Origin of the sequence: Wolbachia endosymbiont (group A) of Myopa testacea, assembly GCF_964027115.1 — a bacterium.
GTDB lineage: Bacteria > Pseudomonadota > Alphaproteobacteria > Rickettsiales > Anaplasmataceae > Wolbachia.
Genome location: NZ_OZ034729.1, coordinates 1,087,651 through 1,106,006, shown reverse-complemented (window position 1 = coordinate 1,106,006; position 18,356 = coordinate 1,087,651). Strand labels below are relative to the sequence as shown.

Annotated in this window: 17 protein-coding genes; 5 read left to right on the top strand and 12 right to left on the bottom strand. The window is 34.1% G+C overall.

The annotated features are described in order from the left end of the window. The first annotated feature begins 23 nt into the window (after positions 1-23). Both recR and AAGD91_RS05505 read left to right on the top strand, forming a co-directional pair. Positions 24-623, top strand: coding sequence for a recombination mediator RecR (gene recR / locus AAGD91_RS05510; RefSeq protein ID WP_410541932.1), 600 nt, complete (start codon positions 24-26; stop codon positions 621-623). A gap of 3 nt (positions 624-626) precedes the next feature. Further along, complete coding sequence (locus AAGD91_RS05505) at positions 627-1,847, top strand: P-loop NTPase fold protein (protein ID WP_341820917.1); 1,221 nt, start codon at positions 627-629, stop codon at positions 1,845-1,847. A gap of 45 nt (positions 1,848-1,892) precedes the next feature. Here AAGD91_RS05505 and AAGD91_RS05500 read toward each other — a convergent pair whose 3' ends face one another. Then, entirely contained in the window at positions 1,893-2,810 is a 918-nt protein-coding gene (locus AAGD91_RS05500) for a hypothetical protein (protein ID WP_341820916.1), read from the bottom strand. 79 nt (positions 2,811-2,889) lie between these two features. Further along, positions 2,890-4,209, bottom strand: coding sequence for a pyruvate dehydrogenase complex dihydrolipoamide acetyltransferase (locus AAGD91_RS05495; RefSeq protein WP_341821521.1), 1,320 nt, complete (start codon positions 4,207-4,209; stop codon positions 2,890-2,892). 70 nt (positions 4,210-4,279) lie between these two features. Here AAGD91_RS05495 and AAGD91_RS05490 point away from each other — a divergent pair, with 70 nt between their 5' ends. Next, positions 4,280-4,771 (top strand): SH3 domain-containing protein, encoded by a 492-nt coding sequence (locus AAGD91_RS05490; protein WP_341820915.1) that lies wholly within the window; start codon positions 4,280-4,282, stop codon positions 4,769-4,771. On the opposite strand, the gene AAGD91_RS05485 is transcribed toward AAGD91_RS05490, so the two are convergent. From AAGD91_RS05485 to AAGD91_RS05445, 9 genes are all read right to left on the bottom strand, one after another. Beyond that, entirely contained in the window at positions 4,768-5,271 is a 504-nt protein-coding gene (locus AAGD91_RS05485) for a hypothetical protein (protein ID WP_341820914.1), read from the bottom strand. The genes AAGD91_RS05490 and AAGD91_RS05485 overlap by 4 nt on opposite strands. Before the next feature lie 121 nt (positions 5,272-5,392). Further along, positions 5,393-8,296, bottom strand: a complete 2,904-nt coding sequence (locus AAGD91_RS05480; RefSeq protein WP_341820913.1) for a hypothetical protein — start codon at positions 8,294-8,296, stop codon at positions 5,393-5,395. Then, positions 8,277-10,631, bottom strand: coding sequence for a type VI secretion protein (locus AAGD91_RS05475; RefSeq protein ID WP_341820912.1), 2,355 nt, complete (start codon positions 10,629-10,631; stop codon positions 8,277-8,279). The genes AAGD91_RS05480 and AAGD91_RS05475 overlap by 20 nt, the downstream gene beginning before the upstream one ends. Positions 10,632-10,675: 44 nt before the next feature. Next, on the bottom strand, positions 10,676-11,047 hold the full coding sequence (locus AAGD91_RS05470) for a hypothetical protein (protein ID WP_187297371.1): 372 nt from the start codon (positions 11,045-11,047) through the stop codon (positions 10,676-10,678). Between the two features lie 101 nt (positions 11,048-11,148). Continuing rightward, positions 11,149-12,453 carry a hypothetical protein gene (locus AAGD91_RS05465; protein WP_341820911.1) on the bottom strand — a complete coding sequence of 435 codons (1,305 nt, stop codon included), beginning with the start codon at positions 12,451-12,453 and terminating at the stop codon, positions 11,149-11,151. A gap of 118 nt (positions 12,454-12,571) precedes the next feature. Next, positions 12,572-13,612: a nitronate monooxygenase gene (locus AAGD91_RS05460; RefSeq protein WP_341820910.1), complete on the bottom strand. Its 1,041-nt coding sequence runs from the start codon at positions 13,610-13,612 to the stop codon at positions 12,572-12,574. Between the two features lie 5 nt (positions 13,613-13,617). Further along, on the bottom strand, positions 13,618-14,139 hold the full coding sequence (locus tag AAGD91_RS05455; protein WP_253307207.1) for a cytochrome b: 522 nt from the start codon (positions 14,137-14,139) through the stop codon (positions 13,618-13,620). 713 nt (positions 14,140-14,852) lie between these two features. After that, positions 14,853-16,103, bottom strand: a complete 1,251-nt coding sequence (locus tag AAGD91_RS05450) for a hypothetical protein (protein WP_341820909.1) — start codon at positions 16,101-16,103, stop codon at positions 14,853-14,855. Between the two features lie 177 nt (positions 16,104-16,280). Beyond that, positions 16,281-16,541, bottom strand: coding sequence for a GIY-YIG nuclease family protein (locus tag AAGD91_RS05445; RefSeq protein WP_341820908.1), 261 nt, complete (start codon positions 16,539-16,541; stop codon positions 16,281-16,283). A 118-nt stretch (positions 16,542-16,659) separates the two neighbouring features. Here AAGD91_RS05445 and AAGD91_RS05440 point away from each other — a divergent pair, with 118 nt between their 5' ends. Then, positions 16,660-16,953 (top strand): transposase, encoded by a 294-nt coding sequence (locus AAGD91_RS05440; protein ID WP_253309376.1) that lies wholly within the window; start codon positions 16,660-16,662, stop codon positions 16,951-16,953. Between the two features lie 158 nt (positions 16,954-17,111). Beyond that, on the top strand, positions 17,112-17,600 hold the full coding sequence (locus tag AAGD91_RS05435) for a transposase (protein ID WP_341820774.1): 489 nt from the start codon (positions 17,112-17,114) through the stop codon (positions 17,598-17,600). 115 nt (positions 17,601-17,715) lie between these two features. Here the strand turns inward: AAGD91_RS05435 and nth are convergent, their stop codons facing one another. After that, a complete protein-coding gene (gene nth, locus AAGD91_RS05430; RefSeq protein ID WP_264732591.1) occupies positions 17,716-18,354 on the bottom strand; it encodes an endonuclease III in 639 nt (212 codons plus the stop codon). Positions 18,355-18,356 lie beyond the last annotated feature (2 nt).

The following is an 18,356-nucleotide window of genomic DNA, read 5'->3' as shown; positions in this document are numbered from 1 at the left end:
TATTCTGAATTTATTGAATGAACATTAACATAAAGAATCTAGTTCATGCTTTTTCTAAATTGCCAAGTTTAGGACCATCATCATCACGCAGGTTGGTTATACATTTACTCCAAAACAAAGAGAAAGTTATGCTACCACTTGTATCTTTGATTAAAGAGCTAGCAGATCTTATAGTAGAATGTGAGATTTGCGGAAATCTAGATACTAAATCACCTTGTTCTATTTGTACTAACCCAAAACGTGACACTAAGTTACTGTGTGTAGTAGAAGAATTGGGTGATCTATGGGCGTTTGAAAAAGGAAATATATATTCAGGTTTATACCATGTTTTGGGGGGCAGATTGTCTGCAATAAACGGCATAGGTCCAAAAGAACTTAACCTTGATACTATTCTGGAAAGAGTGACAAAATCTAAAGTTGAAGAGATAATTACTGCAATTAATCCGACATTAGAGGGTCAAGTTACTGCACAATATATAATTGAATTGCTAAAAAATTTGGATGTGAAAATATCACGTCTTGCTTGCGGCATACCAATGGGCGGAGAAATTGACTATCTAGATGAAGGAACGTTAAAAGCAGCCCTCACTTCAAGACAAGAATATGAGTTAAATATAAAATAAGGTATGTGCTTAAAAAAACTTGCATCGTTAATAATGTTCAAGAAGAAAGAAACAGCGCCACCACTTCAAGTGGCGGCTTGGAAAAATGACCGTCTAAACTATAAGCAATTTTCAGGCAAATTCAACACTATAATTAAAACGATTGATCAGTTTTTTACAATAATATCTTTAGAAGGATATGACGGATGGGGTAAGACGTTTTTTCTGAAAGAGTGGGTAAAAGAGTTAAAACAGCAAAATGAAATTGCAGCTTACTATAACGCATGGGATATCAATGCACTGGATCAACCACTTCCTTCTTTTTTAAATTTTCTATTTGAAGATTTATTTGCATCGTATGAAGTAAAAAGAAGCGTTATACAACAGTTCAAGAACATAAACCAAGAACTATTTTCTCTAAACACACTAGGAAAGCTGATCAGTAAATCTCCACTTGCTATGCTTTCCGTATTGCTTGACGCTACAAAAGAGGCTGATAGGAAAGATATTGGTTCTGTACTGAGAGAGTTGAATACTCTTCAAAGAAGAGAAGAAAACATTAAGGATTTTAAAACACAATTGGCAAAAGTAGTTAATAGAATTAGAAAAGACAAAAACATTTATATAATGGTGGATAATCTTGATGTGTGCCGCCCTAAATTCGTTGTCGATTTTTTGGAATCTATAAAGTATATGCTTGATGTGGAGGGGCTGGTTTTCATTATTTCTGTAAGTAAAGATAAGAGCAATGTGCATAAAGCCATTAGCACGATACTTGGACCAAATTTTGACCTAAAATCTTTTACTGATCTCTCTTTACATTTACCGAAGCAACCGATAGAAAAATTTACAAAAGAACTATTTGAAAATATTAAATTACCGAAAAAGTCAAAAAATTTGATTGTAGATAGTTTTATATTTTATGCAGAAAGCCTTTTACTATCGTTAAAAACAATAGAATACTGCGTAAAAAAAATAAAGCTGTGTCTTCTGAATTACACAAGAGAAGAATTACCTGCTCCAAATTTGTTTTCGTTTTTGGTAATACTGCAATCAGTAAATACTGATTTGTATGAGGAGTTAGATTCCTCATGTCAAAGAGCATTGGAAAAAATTGAAAATGAATATAAATCTTTAATTCTAAATGGTCAAGAGGAATGGGAAAAACTTAAAACCTCTCTAGAAGCTGCTTTTGCAGAGAAGGAATCAAAAATTAACAAAGCTATAAAGGATATAATATTTTGAAAAGATAACCTACCTTTGCATATACAAAGATAGGGTAATATTTGATTAACGCCCCTTTACTATGTTATTACCTTGTTCAAACTTTCTGATTAATTCGCTTACGTTGACATTAGATAATTTTTTACCTGCAGATTTGTCATTATGTGAAGCATCAGGTTTACGAAGGTCTTCCTTACTGTTACTCCTAGTAATATTACATCTGACAATGTTTGAATTATTAGACTTATCGCTTATATCTGAAATATTGCTTTTTTCACTACATGAAGACGAATTACTCGACATATTGTCTAAGCTAAAGCGCTTTTTACCTTGATAGATTGGATTCCAATCAAGTGGATTGTAAGTTTTTTTGCTAGTCTCAACCTTTTGGTTATTTTGCTGTTTAGGAGAAAAACTTGGTTTTTCTCTTTCTTTCTTGCTTAGCGTTTTGAGAAATTTTACGGTTTCTAATTCATCAGTTGCTTGTACTTGATGTAAATCAAAGCTTTTTTGATGGTTATCCTGCTTAACATTTTCCATCATTTTATCTTTTATTGTTCTATCCTCATCATCAGAAGTGCTGCTACTAACATCACTGATACCACTATCCCCTGAATCACGGCGTTGTTTGTTAGAAGCGCTAACGCTTACATGAATATTGTCTTTCATGAGTTTTTGCATTGTTGGGCCAAATGTTCTTCCAAGATTGCTACTTACTGTTTTATTACTATCATTTGCTTGGGAATGAGATGCATTTCGCTCAAAAATCGCTTTTATTCCAGCAAATTTAGCTTGGGAAGATTTCGGAGGAACAGGTGGAGCAACTTTCTTAAGCTTTACTATTTTTTCTAACTCATTCTGCGACGATAACTTGGTCTCTGGTGCTCTTGGTGGTACCGGTGGGACAACCATGCCTTTTGAGTTAATCTTTCCTTCATTTTTAGGAAAAATTTTTGGATTATTTTTTTCTACTGTAGTATTCATTTTTTTACCTCTAAGCCTATTAACTAGTAGAATTATAAACTTAGAGGTATTAATTTTGTAATAACGATGCTAATAGGTTTCAAATAAGCATCGCCAGAGGACTCTCTATATAATGCTTAAAGGCATTTAAAAATTTTGCTCCTAATGCTCCATCAACTGCTCTATGGTCAACAGAAAGTGTTACTGTCATTATTTCTGCTATCTCTATTTTCTCATTCATAACAATTGGTTGTTTTTTGGATGCACCAACTGCCATAATGCAAGATTGCGGCGGATTGATTATAGCACTGAAGGCTTTTATACCAAACATTCCTAAATTGGAAATAGTAAACCCACCTCCTTGAAATTCTTCTGGCCTTAATTTTCCAGATCTTGCTCTGCTTACTAAATCTTTCACTTCTTTTGATATAGATAAAATACCCTTTTTATCAGCATTTTTTACTATAGGAGTAATTAGCCCATCTTCAAGTGCCACAGCGATTGAAATGTCTACATTCGAGTATTTAAGTATTTTATTATCTATCCACGAAGAATTTATATCAGGAAATTTTTTCATGCTGAAAGCTGCAGCTTTTATGATTAGGTCATTAATTGTTACTTTGTTATTTTCATCTGCTGAGCTAATCTCGTTTTTTAACGATATTAACTTATCAACCTGGCAGTCTACAGTTAAATAAAAATGTGGAACATTCTGTTTGGATTCAGTTAAGCGCTGTGCTATCACTTGGCGCATATTGCTTACTTCAACCATGGTATCTTCCTCGGGCCTTTCACGACTTTCAATGCGTGTACCACTACCTAAAGACTCCAACACATCAGCCCTAATTATGCGACCATATGGTCCTGTACCTTTTAATTGCTGCACATTAACCCCTTCATTTTGAGCTATTTTCTTAGCTAATGGGCTTATTTTTATTCTACCTTCTACATAACCCTCTGTCATCCCAGTGCGTGACACTGGGATCCATGCTTCTTTTCTTCTAGATCCCAGTGTCACGCACTGGGATGATATTGAAGAATTGGATGATATTGAAGAGTTGGGTAACATTGAGGAATTGGATGGCACTGAGGGATTGGTTTCAACTTCTTTCTTAGCTTCAATATTGGTAGCAGAAGCTGAAACATAGTTACCGAGTGCACTTTCATCTTCTCCTTCTTCCAGCATTAAAGCTATCGGTTGATTTACAGGCACGCCACTTGTTCCTTCTGTTACTAAAATTTTTGCTAAAACTCCTTCATCTACAGATTCAAACTCCATTATGGCTTTATCAGTCTCTATCTCAGCCATTACGTTGCCTACTTCAACTTTGTCTTGTTCTTTTTTATGCCACTTGACAATTTTTCCTCCAGTTTTGCTCATTGTCGGTGAAAGAGCAGGCATTAATATTTCTATAGGCATTGATTTTGCATTTAAAGATCTATTCAATTTTTAATTTACTCTTTATCTTATGTCAATATAATCGTGAATTATGATGAATAAGTCTGTTACACTATCCCTCACGTCATCCCAGTGCGTGACACTGGGATCTTGGTTCAGTACTATTATCCTATTGTTTTTATTATTTAGCCATAGCTTGTTTGCTAATAACTTTGTTTCAACCAAATCAAATAAAATCAACATGAGAACGGGGCCAGGGTTTCACTATCCTGTAAAATGGATATACACTTGCAAAAATCTGCCCCTGAAAGTGATAGAAGAGTTTGAGAGTTGGAAAAAGGTCTGCGATATAGATGAAGACTGCGGATGGATAAAAGGCAATCTGCTTAGTGATAAGCACCACGCAATGATAAAAGAAGATACTTATGGATATCAAAAACAGAGTGTAGACAGCAAGATTACTATGAAAATAGACAAGTTTGTTGTAATAGAAATAAAAAAATGCAGTGAAAAATGGTGTTTGCTGTCCTCATCGAAACGCAAAGCATGGGTACAGAAAGAATCTATATGGGGAGTTGATTAGACTGGCGAAAGACCTTGATTAGTAGTAGTTTCCAAACCTTCTGTAGCAGACTCTTCAGATGAAGCAGGAGTTGCAATAACTTCTTGAGATTCTGGAGAATTATTTTGCCATATAGTGCTGTCACAAAAACTCTGTAACATCTCCTCAGCAGATGAATCTAAAATTTGTACAATAGACTTTCCACTTTGTTCTCTTAGCGATTGATCCATTCTAGAAATCAACTCAGAAAACTCACTACCTGATTTTTCAGCTTCACTTTTTATTTTGCTTTCTATGCTTGCAATATTAACTTGATCAATTTCTTCTTTTGTTATGTTGAATGAATTTGCAACATCTTGATATCCAATCTTGCAATTTCCACAACCAATTATGCAAAAAGCAATAGAATTAGATATTTCATTTGCAGCCCACTTGTGTATAGTGTAAGCCAAATAATTGTCATGGTATTTAATGCTAAATTGTTGTTCTATTAGCTCAGAAATTTTATTCTTTAGAGACATAAAGTACCCTCCTTACATTCGTTATACCTTTTTGTTAAGGTACAACAGTTACACCATTTACTACATGCTTTACTTTAATTAATTATTAAAACAAGAGCATCATTTCCAGAGCTATATCTTTTTACCTTAATAATTCTTTTTTGATTTCCTCTTCAATCATCTTAATTATACTCGTGTCAGCATCACCTGTCAAAAAATCCCTAACATTGCCGAGATCATATCGATTTCCTATCATTTTTTCAATAGCATCATCTATTATGTTTATGTCAAATCCCTTTATAATAGGCGTTATCTTCACATACCCTGCAGAGCCTTTACCATAAATTTCTTTGCTTTTATAAATGCAACCACCTGCACCAGGTTTACTGCTTCTAAAACCCATTTTACACTCTACTGTTTCATACTTGATTTCACCATTTTCTATATACGCTATCCTATTATCTTCAGTAACCCGCAATCCTGTTGTTGTGGTTTTTTCTTTTAATTTTACACTATCATCAATTATTGTTTCCATATAATCCCTATACTGACCTTTATACTCATACTCTTTATAGATGCCTCCACCTCCCATAGTGATTAAATCCTTGCACTCTTGTTTGCCTACACAACACTTTCTTATAAAAATAGGACCCCCATCCTTATCTGTGTATCTCTTTTCTCTGTTACCTCCTCCCTCTGAAACTTCAATGTCAATGATAGGATAATCAGGATCAATTTCCAATTCAGCTTTAATATAATCTCCTGGCATTCCCAATCTATTTTCAGTAGAACAAGGTATGTAACTGCGAGGTGTATCTTTTATGTGACCTGCTTCACCACATCCCCACACTTCTATTTCAACATGGCTAGATGGTATTTGTGAGCCATCCACATCAAAATCTCCACTTCCAAACTCAGTGGGTTTTTCGCTCTTTTTTTCCAGTTCTTGTTTCTTTTTTTCCAGCTGTTTCTTGATTATCTCTTTTAATTTCTCTTGTAATTTTTTCTCTTGTAATTTTTCTTTTACTTTCTTTTTTAAACCTTCTAAATCGAACCTACACAATTTATCAGCGTAAAAGACCTCTGTTCTATCTGCTTTAATCAGTTGATCTTTTAATTGTGTACACTTTTGTACTTCATTTTTTTCATCTCTTAATACTTTACCATCCTTATCTTTACAATCCACTTCCTCGTGCTCTAAGTAAAATGTACTATTATCTTCTTTATCTAAATATTGCTCTACATCCGTCAATTTGTATACTACTTTGACTTTGTTATTTATAAATTTTTCATCTATGTCTTTATCGTAATCCACGCAGTAACTGCATTTCCCCTTTTCCTGTTTATTGTCGTCAGGGAAGAAAACGTATCCTTGCTTATTGAACACTATTTTATCCAACTTATCTTGACTTCTTTTGAATGGGTCACCTATTTCCTTGCTTGGAAGATAATAGAACCGATTTGATTCCTTTGAGTAAACAGCATTGTATTGAATATATTTTGTTCCCATTAATTTTAGTGGTATTATTTTATTTTCTCTTTCAAGAACAAACTCCTCTGGTTCTGGCTGCCATCCAGAAAGACAAAGCATTCTACTGTTAGAATTTTCTTTATATTTTATTTCTACTTCCGGTTGTCCTAAGCTGTTCAATTTGCACTTATCTCCCTGAAACTCTTTACATTCCGTTTCAATATCAGGAACATAGCCATATTTTTTCAGAACTTTAAATTGTTGCGGATTACTTTCTAATATACCTTCTATAATATCGTTAATATTACTTTTATTGTCACTAGTACTAGTTGTTCTTTCAACTATTCTCGGTTTTACTACTTTTAAAGATAGGGGGCCAATATTTACAGGATGGTTGGTAACATTAAAAGTACAGGAACCATTACTGTAGGTTCCACGTGCTTCATAAGTACAAGCGCTCTCGCTCATCTTCATTCTTATCTTTAACGTGTCACTCTGCTTTCCAGGGGTGTTACTTTTTACTATCTCTACTACCTCAGGCTCCGGAGCAGGTGGTGCCGGGAAACAGCGGACGAACTGTGGATTTTTTTCATCTATACTTTGAGTTCCATGGTATTCAGCACAGAGCTTATCTTTTTCTCTATAAGTTTTGAAGTAATGTGTCGTGCCATCTTTATCCAAAATAGAATCCTTCCTAACTTCATCCGAAGTAGGGAGCTCCTCAGCTTTATCTTTTTTGTATTTTCTGGGAAAATCTAATTCTTTTCCAATCTTTCCGTCTTCTTCTATTAGATCACCAGCTATTACCTTAACTTTAGGGTTAAAGTAATCATTGTCTTCATCTGTTATAGGAACAATTCTAACTTGTGGAGGCGACATCGCAAGTTGTTCACAAAACGGAGGGGGGCCAGGTGCAAGTGGCACAGGAGCACATTTTATCTTTTGCTTTCCTTTACTCCATGATGAACAAGTATCACAAACGTTTTCCATATCCCCTGGACGGAAAATATTTTCTCCCTGAAGCACTCTTGAAAACCATGCAGAACTACCCATACAAGCGCCTTTTTGGCTACAAGCACATATTTTAGGAGACTTAGCAAACTTCGTTTTTTCTTCATCAGTAACATTGTCTGCCCATTCCCACTCAAGACTATCTACTATTTTTGCATTAACAGATGTTTTATCTCCTTCCCAATCAATAAACACTGCTGCAGAGACTCCACCTCCTGTATCTTGTGTACCATATATCTGGCGGCAGGATGTTCCACTAGGTAATATATAACAATTATCTTTTCCTTCATAATCACAGACTTGAATCTTTGGATTAAAATAACCATCAATTCCTTGGTCTTTTACTTGTCTTACTGTAATATATTGGTATAGCTTTTCATCAACTTTAAAACTACCTTTAGTACCAAAAGTAAAAATTGCTAAAAAACCCTCCAAAGCTTTTTTGCCTCCAGCTTCAAGTTTAGTATTACTCTCTACAAGAGGCGGACAATCAGCATATCCTTGATACGAAAGATCAAGTATCAAAAAGAACATCAATAAGAAATTAAGCTTTACACTTCTCATAAAACACCGGTAACCACTCATTAACTTCTTCTCCTTTTTCCTTTATTGCCTCGTACATATACTTTATATTCTCTTTGTTAGCTGAAAGTACGTGTATTTCCTGCATATTCTTCAAATCTAAATTTAAAGTTACTAACCCTTTGTACTGTTTTATCAAAAATAAACCTTCCTGTGTTGGCGTCTGCAGAATTATATTCAGCTCCTCTTTTGATAAAGAAAATGCCTTCATGTATAATCTATTTGCATTGATGTTCGGCATCAAGATTCTTGTATCAACATGCTTGTCTAAATATTGAGTAAATTTGCTAGCAAATGCGAGGTTTAAGTTTTCAGTACTTAGGATTACTACAACATTTAGTTCCGTCATTCTTTGCATCCAGTTATCAAACTCTTTCTCTGTAGGAAAGATATTACTTATCTCCCATGCTTCATCCAAAACAAGTATTGCAGGCGAGCCATCACATTTTGCCTCAAAAGAATATAAAAAATAGTAAAGTATCACGGACATACATTCTTTTTGTTTTGTGAGGTTTGCGGTGTTGAGAGATATAATTTTTGTTTCCCAGTCAATATCTGATTCATTACCATCTTGAAATAAGTAAGCAAACTCACCACCGTCACACCATCTACTTATTTTACCCCCGAGGAGCAAAAGCACCTCAGAAATTTGCGCAATAGAACGTGACTCCTTGGGTATAGCAAATATAGAATCCACAATTTTTCTTATCTTTTCTTCTACGTCCACCAAGCTCGTATCGGCTACCATTCTTTTGATCAGTTCAACCAACATATTGCGATTGGAAGCACTATCTTCAATGTTTAGTGGATTAAATTTTAGGCTTTTGTCCTTATACTTCGGATCGATTATATAATATTTACCACTCACTGCTTTAGTAAAAATTATCGACTTTCCAGTGTTATCCAATATGACAATTCTTGGGTTAAACTTTCTTGATTCTGATAATAGGAAATTAATGAGTGAAGTTCTGCCTGAATTTGGAGCTCCAAGTATCGTAGTATGGCCATTATTTCTTTTTCCATGGAAATTAAAGAAGTAAGGATTTCCTTCTTTTGAGAAAAAAACTGTTACCGCTTCTTTCCACCTTCCTCCTTTTAATGTACCTGACGTAAAATCATGCAGCATAGCAAAACTGCAAGCATATTTTGCTAATATATTTTTCGGTTGTGTAATAAAGGTAAAATTGCCTGGAAGTTGTACCCAAAAATGACTTTCCATATGTAGATCAGTTCTAAATATCATGAAGCCAATTAATGACATTATAGAAGATAAATCACTAATATTTTCGGCTAACTTATTCCTATCGTCTGCAAATATTGTAAAAATAATTTTCTGTTGGCAGAAGTCTAGACTAGAGGTCTTTTCAAGCTCTATTATTTCTTCAATTCCTGAGCTTTTAAGTAAGGTATTATCCTCACTAATTTGCAGCATGTTAATTTGTTTATTAAATTCTTTTATTGCCTTACTATTACTAGTAAATATCATTATTTCTGTAATGATAAATTCAGATTCAAGCTGCAAGCACCTATCTATATTGCCTAAGGAGATTTCTCGGTATTCCTTTATGCTGAAAACAGAGCCAAATTTCTGTTGATTTTCAAAGATTGTCTGAAACGTATTGAAACCAAAAGCTATTTTAAAATTTCTAATATATTGCGACAGGTCCCTTTCATGTATTGGATAATCTTTGTGCGTTAATGTAACAATATAGTGGAGAAATTCTATCATTTCAGAATATATTTTACCTTCACTAAATCTTAGACCCAGTTTTTTAGCTCCAAAAGGTCCTAAATCATCGTGAATTAAGTCAGTTATCTTTTGCAACTCCTGGTGGCTTTCTTGTAAAGACAGCTTATGCTTATTCTTTATTCTATTAAAAAAAAATGAATTATTAGTATGCTTACCAAAATCGCTAAACAATATTACAATATATAATTCATTTATATACTGTAATTTACTATCAGTGAGTTTATCAAACCGCGCTGAATTTAGCTTATCAGAGAAGTCTTCAGTTTTATTCCATTTTAAGCTCAATTTATTGCGCTTTCGGACAGTATGAATCCAAACGGTAAAATATAGGCTATTAATATTTTTTGATATGCTTTTTCTAATTTCAGTTCTAAGGTCGCTGTAATTATCAACAGAAGAATAATCTTTTAACTTGATTATTTTTAACAACTCTCCCTGTTTTGTTAGTATAGTTTCTTCATTGTAATGACAAGCATAAGGAATGAAATCTAAATCAATGCTCTCTAGTAATGCTAAGTTGTTCTTTTTTTCAAACTTAGAGTTAATTGCTTGTGCTTTTAGCTGCATATGCGTATTCAATAAAGATAATTAAAAAAGATAAAAATACTATCTTAATTTTTATCTTTTTTTTCGCTATCGGATTGTAATTTTATATCTTTTGCAAAATTAAATTTTTCTTTTAAGTAGTCTGTTGCCTTTTCTGTACTACCAAACATCATGATCAGTACACCAAACATTATCATAAAAAAGATTAGACCTCTGAACACTACTGCAAGTATCACCGCAGCTATACACAACCCTATGATTGTTGAAGGACTCATATTTTCTACAGTATCTTTAATTGAAAATGAAGAAATAAAATCTTTTACCGTTTCTTGTACATCCTTTAATTCATCACTCACCGAAGCTTCGCTAGAATATGATGCAAAAATGAAACTTAATAAGGCTATAAAAACCAAAACTTTATTCAATTGAATGCGCATCAACTAAATACCCTTTAAATATTCCTCAAATATAACAACTTTTATATCAATAGGCAAGAACTGAATTCACTTATCCACTACAAGTAACACATATTTAATTTTTACAGATGTGAACATGCTGTAAGCTCTTTATCATCAACAGGACGACTCAAATTGGTGGATGTTAATTCACTTGAAGGGGTTAAACACCATGTAGTCATTGCCGCTATAGCAAATACTGCTCCTATGACACACAATATTCCTGATCTTGCTATTGCTGCTGCAACAAGACACCCCACTGCTAGAAGAGCACAACCTGCTACAAGTGCAACGTGAAGATTTCTGTTATTGGGTTGTTTTTTAGATAGAACCTCTTTATCGTTATTGTTATTATCAGGAGCACTTTGTTCACTTAAAACAGCTTCCTTCTTTTGTTCTTCAAGTTTAAGTTCCTCTTTCCCAGGTAATGTTGATCCAGATTTCTCACTATTTAACTTTAGCTCTTCTTTCACGACTTGCTCTGTTTGCAATTGATTTTCAATCTTTCCATGACGTATGGAAGGAGACCTTTGTCCGCTTGGCTCTTTGGGCCTTGTTTTGGTTGGGTGTTCTAATATCGTTTCTTTTTTATTTTCTGTTTGTGGGTCTTTCTTTTCTTCAACAGGGTTTAATGTTAAGTTCACACTTTCCTCAGATGAAGTTCTTGTTACTGATAGTTCACGTGAACCCATTCCACTATCTGAGTCATTGCCACTACTGAGTTTAGAAGTTTGCTTCTCATCTATTTCTTCCACAACCTTGCTATATTTTTCAAACACTTCCTCTGTAACATCTGAATTACTAAGTATTTTATTATCACCACTTTTTTTCTCAGCTACATTCAAGGGTGTTTCTTGTGTGTTGTTTTGCTCTTCAATATGTTTTAGCTGCATTTGATCTTCAATATTTTCTTCAACAGCATTTGGTATTGAGCTTACACTGCTGCTCTTGCTAACAACATCTAAAGTTATTAGTTTCATAATTATTTTTTCTATTTCCGTTTTTTCTGTTGGGTTTAGCTTTTTTGACTTTGTTATTTTTGCTTTCAACGCTGGGAGAAAGCGTTGGGTATAATTATTATAATGTTCTCTTTTTTTTTTCACTGATTTTTCTAACTCAGCTAATGATTTAGGACTATTTCCTGGCTTGGATAACTTTAATTGTTTTGTGATAGTCTGCTCATCTTGTCGTTCTCTCAGTATGTTTTCCAATTTAGCCAATGTTTTAGGACTAGCTCCCTGCTTGAACAACCTTTTGCATTCTTTGAAAGTCTCATCTTGATTTTCTTGATAATTTTCTGCTGTTACCTTTTTGTATATAGTGTTGAACAATTGTTGATCAATATCTTCTTTTTTATTCTTCTGAAATTTTTTTAAAGGACTGTGCATAACATTTCTCCATATAAATAAAATGTATAGATACCTTTTTAGCGTTAATTTTACATTAAAACTGGGCAATTATGCCATATTATGGATAATTATAGCAACTTGCTTATTGGAAAGTCACTTAACCATTTGCTTTGCTAACTACTGGGTTTTCTACTTCTACAGATTTGCTATCAATATAATTATTTGCCTGTTGAATTAATATGTCTATCACTTCTTTTACAGGCTTTTCCCTATCAACCATGCCAACACTTTGACCGGCCATTAAAGATCCCGTTTCAACATCTCCATCAATTACTGCTCTTCTTAAAGCTCCAGCCCAGAACTTTTCTATTTCAAGCTGCCCATCTTCTTTTGAGATCTGTCCCTTTTGGTATTCATCAATAACTTTTTTTTGATGCTTCATAAAATCATCACTTGCTTTGTTAGCTATAGCTCTTACTGGAATTACAGGAAAATCAGCACTTATCTGTACAGAAGGTATTGCATTACGTGGGGCTGATTTAATAAACACTTTCTTAAAATTTTTGTGGGCAATTGACTCATTAGTGCAGACAAATAATGTGCCTATTTGACAGCCACTTGCCCCCATTTCTAAGTAATTAACTATCATTTCACCTCTTCCTATTCCACCTGCAACAAACACTGGTATTTGTTCATTTTTAAAATGAGGCAATATCTCTTGTGCGAGAACAGAAGTGCTAACTGGCCCTATGTGCCCGCCTGCTTCCATTCCTTCTATTATTAACGCATCTACTCCCATTTTTACTAACCTTTTCGCAAGGCTTAATGCTGGTGCAAAGCACATAACTTTAATGCCTGCACTCTTAATTTTTTCTATATTAGGCTTCGTTGGTAATCCGCCAGCAAGCACTATATGGCTTGCTTTCGTTTCAATACACACATCTATCAACTCACTCAACTTTGGGTGCATAGTAATTAGGTTTACACCAAATGGTTTGTTAGTTAATTTCTGTGTCTCTATGATTTCTTTTTTTAATAGGTCTGGAAACATTGCACCACATGCAATTACACCGAAACCACCAGCGTTTGAGATTGCCGAAACCAAGTTTCTCTCTGAAACCCAGCTCATAGCACCACCCATTATCGCAAACTCACTACCAAGAAAATCTGTTCCTTTTTTCCAGAGGCTACTTAACATATAACCTATATCATACGTTTAAAAATGTTTTGCTTATCTATAAATGTGTGTTTCAAAGCGCCAAGTATATGCAAGATTATAAAGAGTACCATAAAACATGCAAGCATCGAATGTAGCTGATTAGCCGTGTTAGCTAGATCTTTGTTTTGATTAATCAACAAAGGGATATGAAAAAAATACTTGATCTTTTTGCCAGAAGCAGAAGACATAACATAGCCAGATAGTGGCATTAGCACCATTAAAGAATATAAACCAAAGTGTACTGTTTTACTTGCATTGATTACAAACCGAGAAAAATTTGCTGGAAGTCGTGGAACATAAGTAAAGACGCGAAAAAATATGCGTACTATGATTAGTCCAAGAATAGTGATACCGCAAGCCTTATGAATAGCGTATATGTTGAACTTAATCTCATTGCTAAGTGGTAAGCTTTTCATATAAAGTCCAGAGCAAAGCATACCAATAATAAAAACAGCCATCAACCAATGGATAACTCTTAAACCTAGACTATATTTATCGTCTTCCATTTTGATTACCCTAAAGTAGCATTTATATAATAGAAAAACTATTTTTCAATCAAAATTATTAAAGCAATTTAGATTTACCGACAATTTAGCTATACAAATTCGACCCAGCCGGGAGTCAAGTAGCTGGCCGGCACCTAAGCCATAAACGGATTAAATGCAAAACTTCCTTGACAAACTCCGCCAGCCCCCTTATCATGAAACTGAAGGTATTCAGTTATCTTCATCTATGCAGATTAAACAGCAAGAAAACAACGTGGTTGGCGTCTTATTTTTAATTTTTTGCACTATGTGCACCTTATGTCTTCACAATATTTCTAGGTTTTTACCTACACAAGCTGAAACGCGCTTATAAGTCGTTTAAGACAGTATAGTACGCCAATTTGCAGGATTAGAGAGTGACAACTAGCTAACACGGGATTTCTTTTGCCTTTTTTTCTGCTTAGTAAATTTCTTAAACATTTGAACTAAGGTTAGTTGCACTTAAAAGCAGCTAAATTGTAGTGTTTAAGACTTTAAAAAACGCCAATACAGAAAATAGACAATGAACAGGGCTTCTTTTGCCTTTTTTTTCGTTTGGTAAATTTCTTAATGTTTGTAGCTAAAGCAATTTAAGAGACCGAAAATGGTGTCATTCCAGCGCGTCAAGCGCTGGAATGACATTTTGGGGTGTTAGGTGTTATCCAAGTAGCGTGACTACTTGGATCTGAGCTGTATTACCAAGTCCAGTTAAGTGCAACATCATCACTTGCTGGAATGTCAAATTTCGGTTGTGACACTATATCTGTCAGACTCTTTTTAAGCCAATCACTACCCTTTTCTCCAGCGTCTGTAATAGCTTGCTTGAAACTGTTTTCTAGTACAAATTTAGCAGCATCAGCTACGCTACCACTACTATTTATAGCATTTCCTATTACAGTTAACTTACCTAACTCAGTGTTTAAGTCAGCAGGCATCTTATCAGTCTTAGCCTTTATAGCAGTAACATCAGCTCCTAAGTTAGCTGGAATAGTATCAGTCTTAGTTTTTATTTCATTAAGCTTATTCCCTAAATTAGCGGCACCTGTAACATCTTTTATAGCAGTAACATCAGCTCCTAAGTTAGCTGGAATAGTATCAGTCTTAGTTTTTATTTCATTAAGCTTATTCCCTAAATTAGCGGCACTTGTAACATCTTTTATAGCAGTAACATCAGCTCCTAAGTTAGCTGGAATAGTATCAGTCTTAGTTTTTATTTCATTAAGCTTATTCCCTAAATTAGCGGCACTTGTAACATCTTTTATAGCAGTAACATCAGCTCCTAAGTTAGCTGGAATAGTATCAGTCTTAGTTTTTATTTCATTAAGCTTATTCCCTAAATTAGCGGCACTTGTAACATCTTTTATAGCAGTAACATCAGCTCCTAAGTTAGCTGGAATAGTATCAGTCTTAGTTTTTATTTCATTAAGCTTATTCCCTAAATTAGCGGCACTTGTAACATCTTTTATAGCAGTAACATCAGCTCCTAAGTTAGCTGGAATAGTATCAGTCTTAGTTTTTATTTCATTAAGCTTATTCCCTAAATTAGCGGCACCTGTAACATCTTTTATAGCAGTAACATCAGCTCCTAAGTTAGCTGGAATAGTATCAGTCTTAGTTTTTATTTCATTAAGCTTATTCCCTAAATTAGCGGCACTTGTAACATCTTTTATAGCAGTAACATCAGCTCCTAAGTTATTTGGGATTGCAGTTAGCTTACCTAATAATGTAGCAACTGCACTACCAGTCATGAAGTTTGTTGCTATAGAGCTATAATCTACTTCAGGACCAGCGCCACTAGGGTCATACTTAAAAGTGTTGAAAACATTATTATTATCTACACCAAAGGTATACTTGTTACCTGTACCATCTTCATAAACTATCTTTTTAATATTAGCCTTTACTATTGGCGCATCTGCACCATCTTTAAAACTCAAATTAGCCGGCATATCACCCTCCATTAATTATAAAAACCATAGCATGCATGAAAATAGTATAATTTTCGTTAATGCTAGATTTTACATAAGATTTCCTTGAAACTTTTCATTTTAGAATTCTTCTCTTTTCATCCCAGTCCATGACACTGGGATCTCATTTTATTTTGTAATTTCATCATACAAATCAGCCTAATTTGGGTTTTCCCTTTCAACTAAATCAATTTTCCATTCTCTTTTCCAGCTTTTCAAAAGTTTTTCTCTGTTCAGAGCTGAACCTACATCTTGAAATACCTCAAAGTAAACTAATTTCTGCACATTGTACTTTGATGTAAAGCCAGAAATAACTTTATTTTTATGTTCCCAAATTCGTTTAGTTAAATTTGACGTTATACCTATATACAGAGCCTTATTGTGCTTGCTTGTAAGTATATAAACATAATAACTTTTCATATATAGTAAATGAATTTACTATATCCCAGTGGGCTTTGTTGCATCGCTCAAGTAAAAAGAACTGGCAGTTACTGACAAAATTCATTATAAATAGCCATTTAACTGTTGAAGAAAAAATATGCCACAAAAAATGAGAGTCAGTAACTGCCATGAATATAACAAATTTCTCCAAGAAAGAGGAAGCATTTTTTGTTATATCAATGATGCCATAGAAAATTGGTACGAGAATTGTCCAAAAATGCAGGGCGGCAACTATATTTATAGTGATAAAGTTGTGATTTTGGTGCATATAATCGTCAGTTTCTTTAGAATTGGTTTAAGACAAACAGTCGGGTTTATAAAAGGGTATTTGCAACAAATAGGAAGAGATTTGGCAGTTATCAGCTATTCACAAGCATCAAAAGAAACTTAATATTAAGATAAATGATTGCAGAATTGATAAAAATAATATGGAAGATATCGAAATTGCTATAGACAGTACAGGAATTAGTATATACAACAACACACAGCAAGGAAAATAGCACTGACAGAAAATATCGTGGCTATGAGAAAACGAGAAAATTGCACGTAATGTTGAATATAAACAACAAAAAAGCCATAGCTGTAAAATACAGTAACGGTGTCTACTCTGATCACTATGGAGCTTGTGATTTGCTAAAAGAAGTTGATTTTCAGCATGCCATAAAAGCACTATATGCAGATAGAGCATGTGATAGGCACAAGTTTTATAAGTTGTGTAACGAATATGATATAAAGACAAAAATTCCACCAATAAACAATGCGGCAGAACATCCAGAAATAGATTATATGTCTGACAGGAATGCTGCTATTACGTTAATAAAATTATACGGTGAAGATGGCATGAAAGAATGGAAAAAAGAAGTAAATTATGGGAAAAGATCTTATATTGAAGGGTTTTTCTCAAGATTAAAGCAAATATTCGGATTTAGTTTTAGGAATAAATCTGAGATAAATCGAGAAAAAGAACTGCTAATCAAATGCTATTTGCTTAATAAATTCACTGATATTGGTATGGCTAAATTTGAGATAGTTACATGAATTTACCATAAATCACCATCTCATAAAGTGTGATGCAACAAAGCCATCCCAGCATCAGCTACTCGGATGATAAAAGGAAGGAATATCGGAGTGACAAGAAAGGGGTCATAGTGTGCTAGACTTTATACCTTTTGCATTCAAACTCACACAAATCATGAATTATACACGTTTCACAAGAAGGCTTTTGCGCTTTGCAAACATATCTACCATGCAAAACTAGCCAGTGATGAGCATAAAGCAGGTATTCTTTTGGAACTACATTTAAAAGAGATTGCTCTGTTTTAAACACATCTTTTTCTCTCACAAGTCCAAGTCTATTGCTTACTCTAAAAACATGAGTATCAACTGCCAATGTTGGAATACCAAGTCCTGAATTTAAGAACACATTAGCGCTCTTTCTCCCAACCCCTGGTAAAGATACCAAATCATCGAAATCAGTAGGCACTTCGCTATTGTACCGCTCAATCAATATTTTGCTGAGCCCGATTATATTTTTTGCTTTGGAATTATATAAACCAATACTGCTTATGCATTTTCTCAGCTCATTTTGCCCAAAACTCAGCATCTTTTCTGGCGTATCAGCGATATTAAATAGTTCTCTTGTAATTTTATTAACGCTTACATCGGTTGTCCGTGCTGATAAAACTATCGCAACTAGTAGTGTAAAATGATTGGTATAATTTAGCTCTATTTTTGGCGCAGGATTTGATTGTTGAAACTTTTTAAATATTAGTTCTATTTTTTTTGAATCCATTT

What these genes read in the sequence shown, in the direction of transcription:
- AAGD91_RS05505 (WP_341820917.1), top strand. Translation starts at nt 627, where the DNA reads ATGTGCTTAAAAAAACTTGCATCGTTAATAATGTTCAAGAAGAAAGAA.
- AAGD91_RS05500 (WP_341820916.1), bottom strand. Translation starts at nt 2,810, where the DNA reads ATGAATACTACAGTAGAAAAAAATAATCCAAAAATTTTTCCTAAAAAT.
- AAGD91_RS05495 (WP_341821521.1), bottom strand. Translation starts at nt 4,209, where the DNA reads ATGCCTATAGAAATATTAATGCCTGCTCTTTCACCGACAATGAGCAAA.
- AAGD91_RS05490 (WP_341820915.1), top strand. Translation starts at nt 4,280, where the DNA reads ATGATGAATAAGTCTGTTACACTATCCCTCACGTCATCCCAGTGCGTG.
- AAGD91_RS05485 (WP_341820914.1), bottom strand. Translation starts at nt 5,271, where the DNA reads ATGTCTCTAAAGAATAAAATTTCTGAGCTAATAGAACAACAATTTAGC.
- AAGD91_RS05480 (WP_341820913.1), bottom strand. Translation starts at nt 8,296, where the DNA reads ATGAGAAGTGTAAAGCTTAATTTCTTATTGATGTTCTTTTTGATACTT.
- AAGD91_RS05475 (WP_341820912.1), bottom strand. Translation starts at nt 10,631, where the DNA reads ATGCAGCTAAAAGCACAAGCAATTAACTCTAAGTTTGAAAAAAAGAAC.
- AAGD91_RS05470 (WP_187297371.1), bottom strand. Translation starts at nt 11,047, where the DNA reads ATGCGCATTCAATTGAATAAAGTTTTGGTTTTTATAGCCTTATTAAGT.
- AAGD91_RS05465 (WP_341820911.1), bottom strand. Translation starts at nt 12,453, where the DNA reads ATGCACAGTCCTTTAAAAAAATTTCAGAAGAATAAAAAAGAAGATATT.
- AAGD91_RS05460 (WP_341820910.1), bottom strand. Translation starts at nt 13,612, where the DNA reads ATGTTAAGTAGCCTCTGGAAAAAAGGAACAGATTTTCTTGGTAGTGAG.
- AAGD91_RS05455 (WP_253307207.1), bottom strand. Translation starts at nt 14,139, where the DNA reads ATGGAAGACGATAAATATAGTCTAGGTTTAAGAGTTATCCATTGGTTG.
- AAGD91_RS05450 (WP_341820909.1), bottom strand. Translation starts at nt 16,103, where the DNA reads ATGCCGGCTAATTTGAGTTTTAAAGATGGTGCAGATGCGCCAATAGTA.
- AAGD91_RS05445 (WP_341820908.1), bottom strand. Translation starts at nt 16,541, where the DNA reads ATGAAAAGTTATTATGTTTATATACTTACAAGCAAGCACAATAAGGCT.
- AAGD91_RS05440 (WP_253309376.1), top strand. Translation starts at nt 16,660, where the DNA reads ATGCCACAAAAAATGAGAGTCAGTAACTGCCATGAATATAACAAATTT.
- AAGD91_RS05435 (WP_341820774.1), top strand. Translation starts at nt 17,112, where the DNA reads ATGTTGAATATAAACAACAAAAAAGCCATAGCTGTAAAATACAGTAAC.
- nth (WP_264732591.1), bottom strand. Translation starts at nt 18,354, where the DNA reads ATGGATTCAAAAAAAATAGAACTAATATTTAAAAAGTTTCAACAATCA.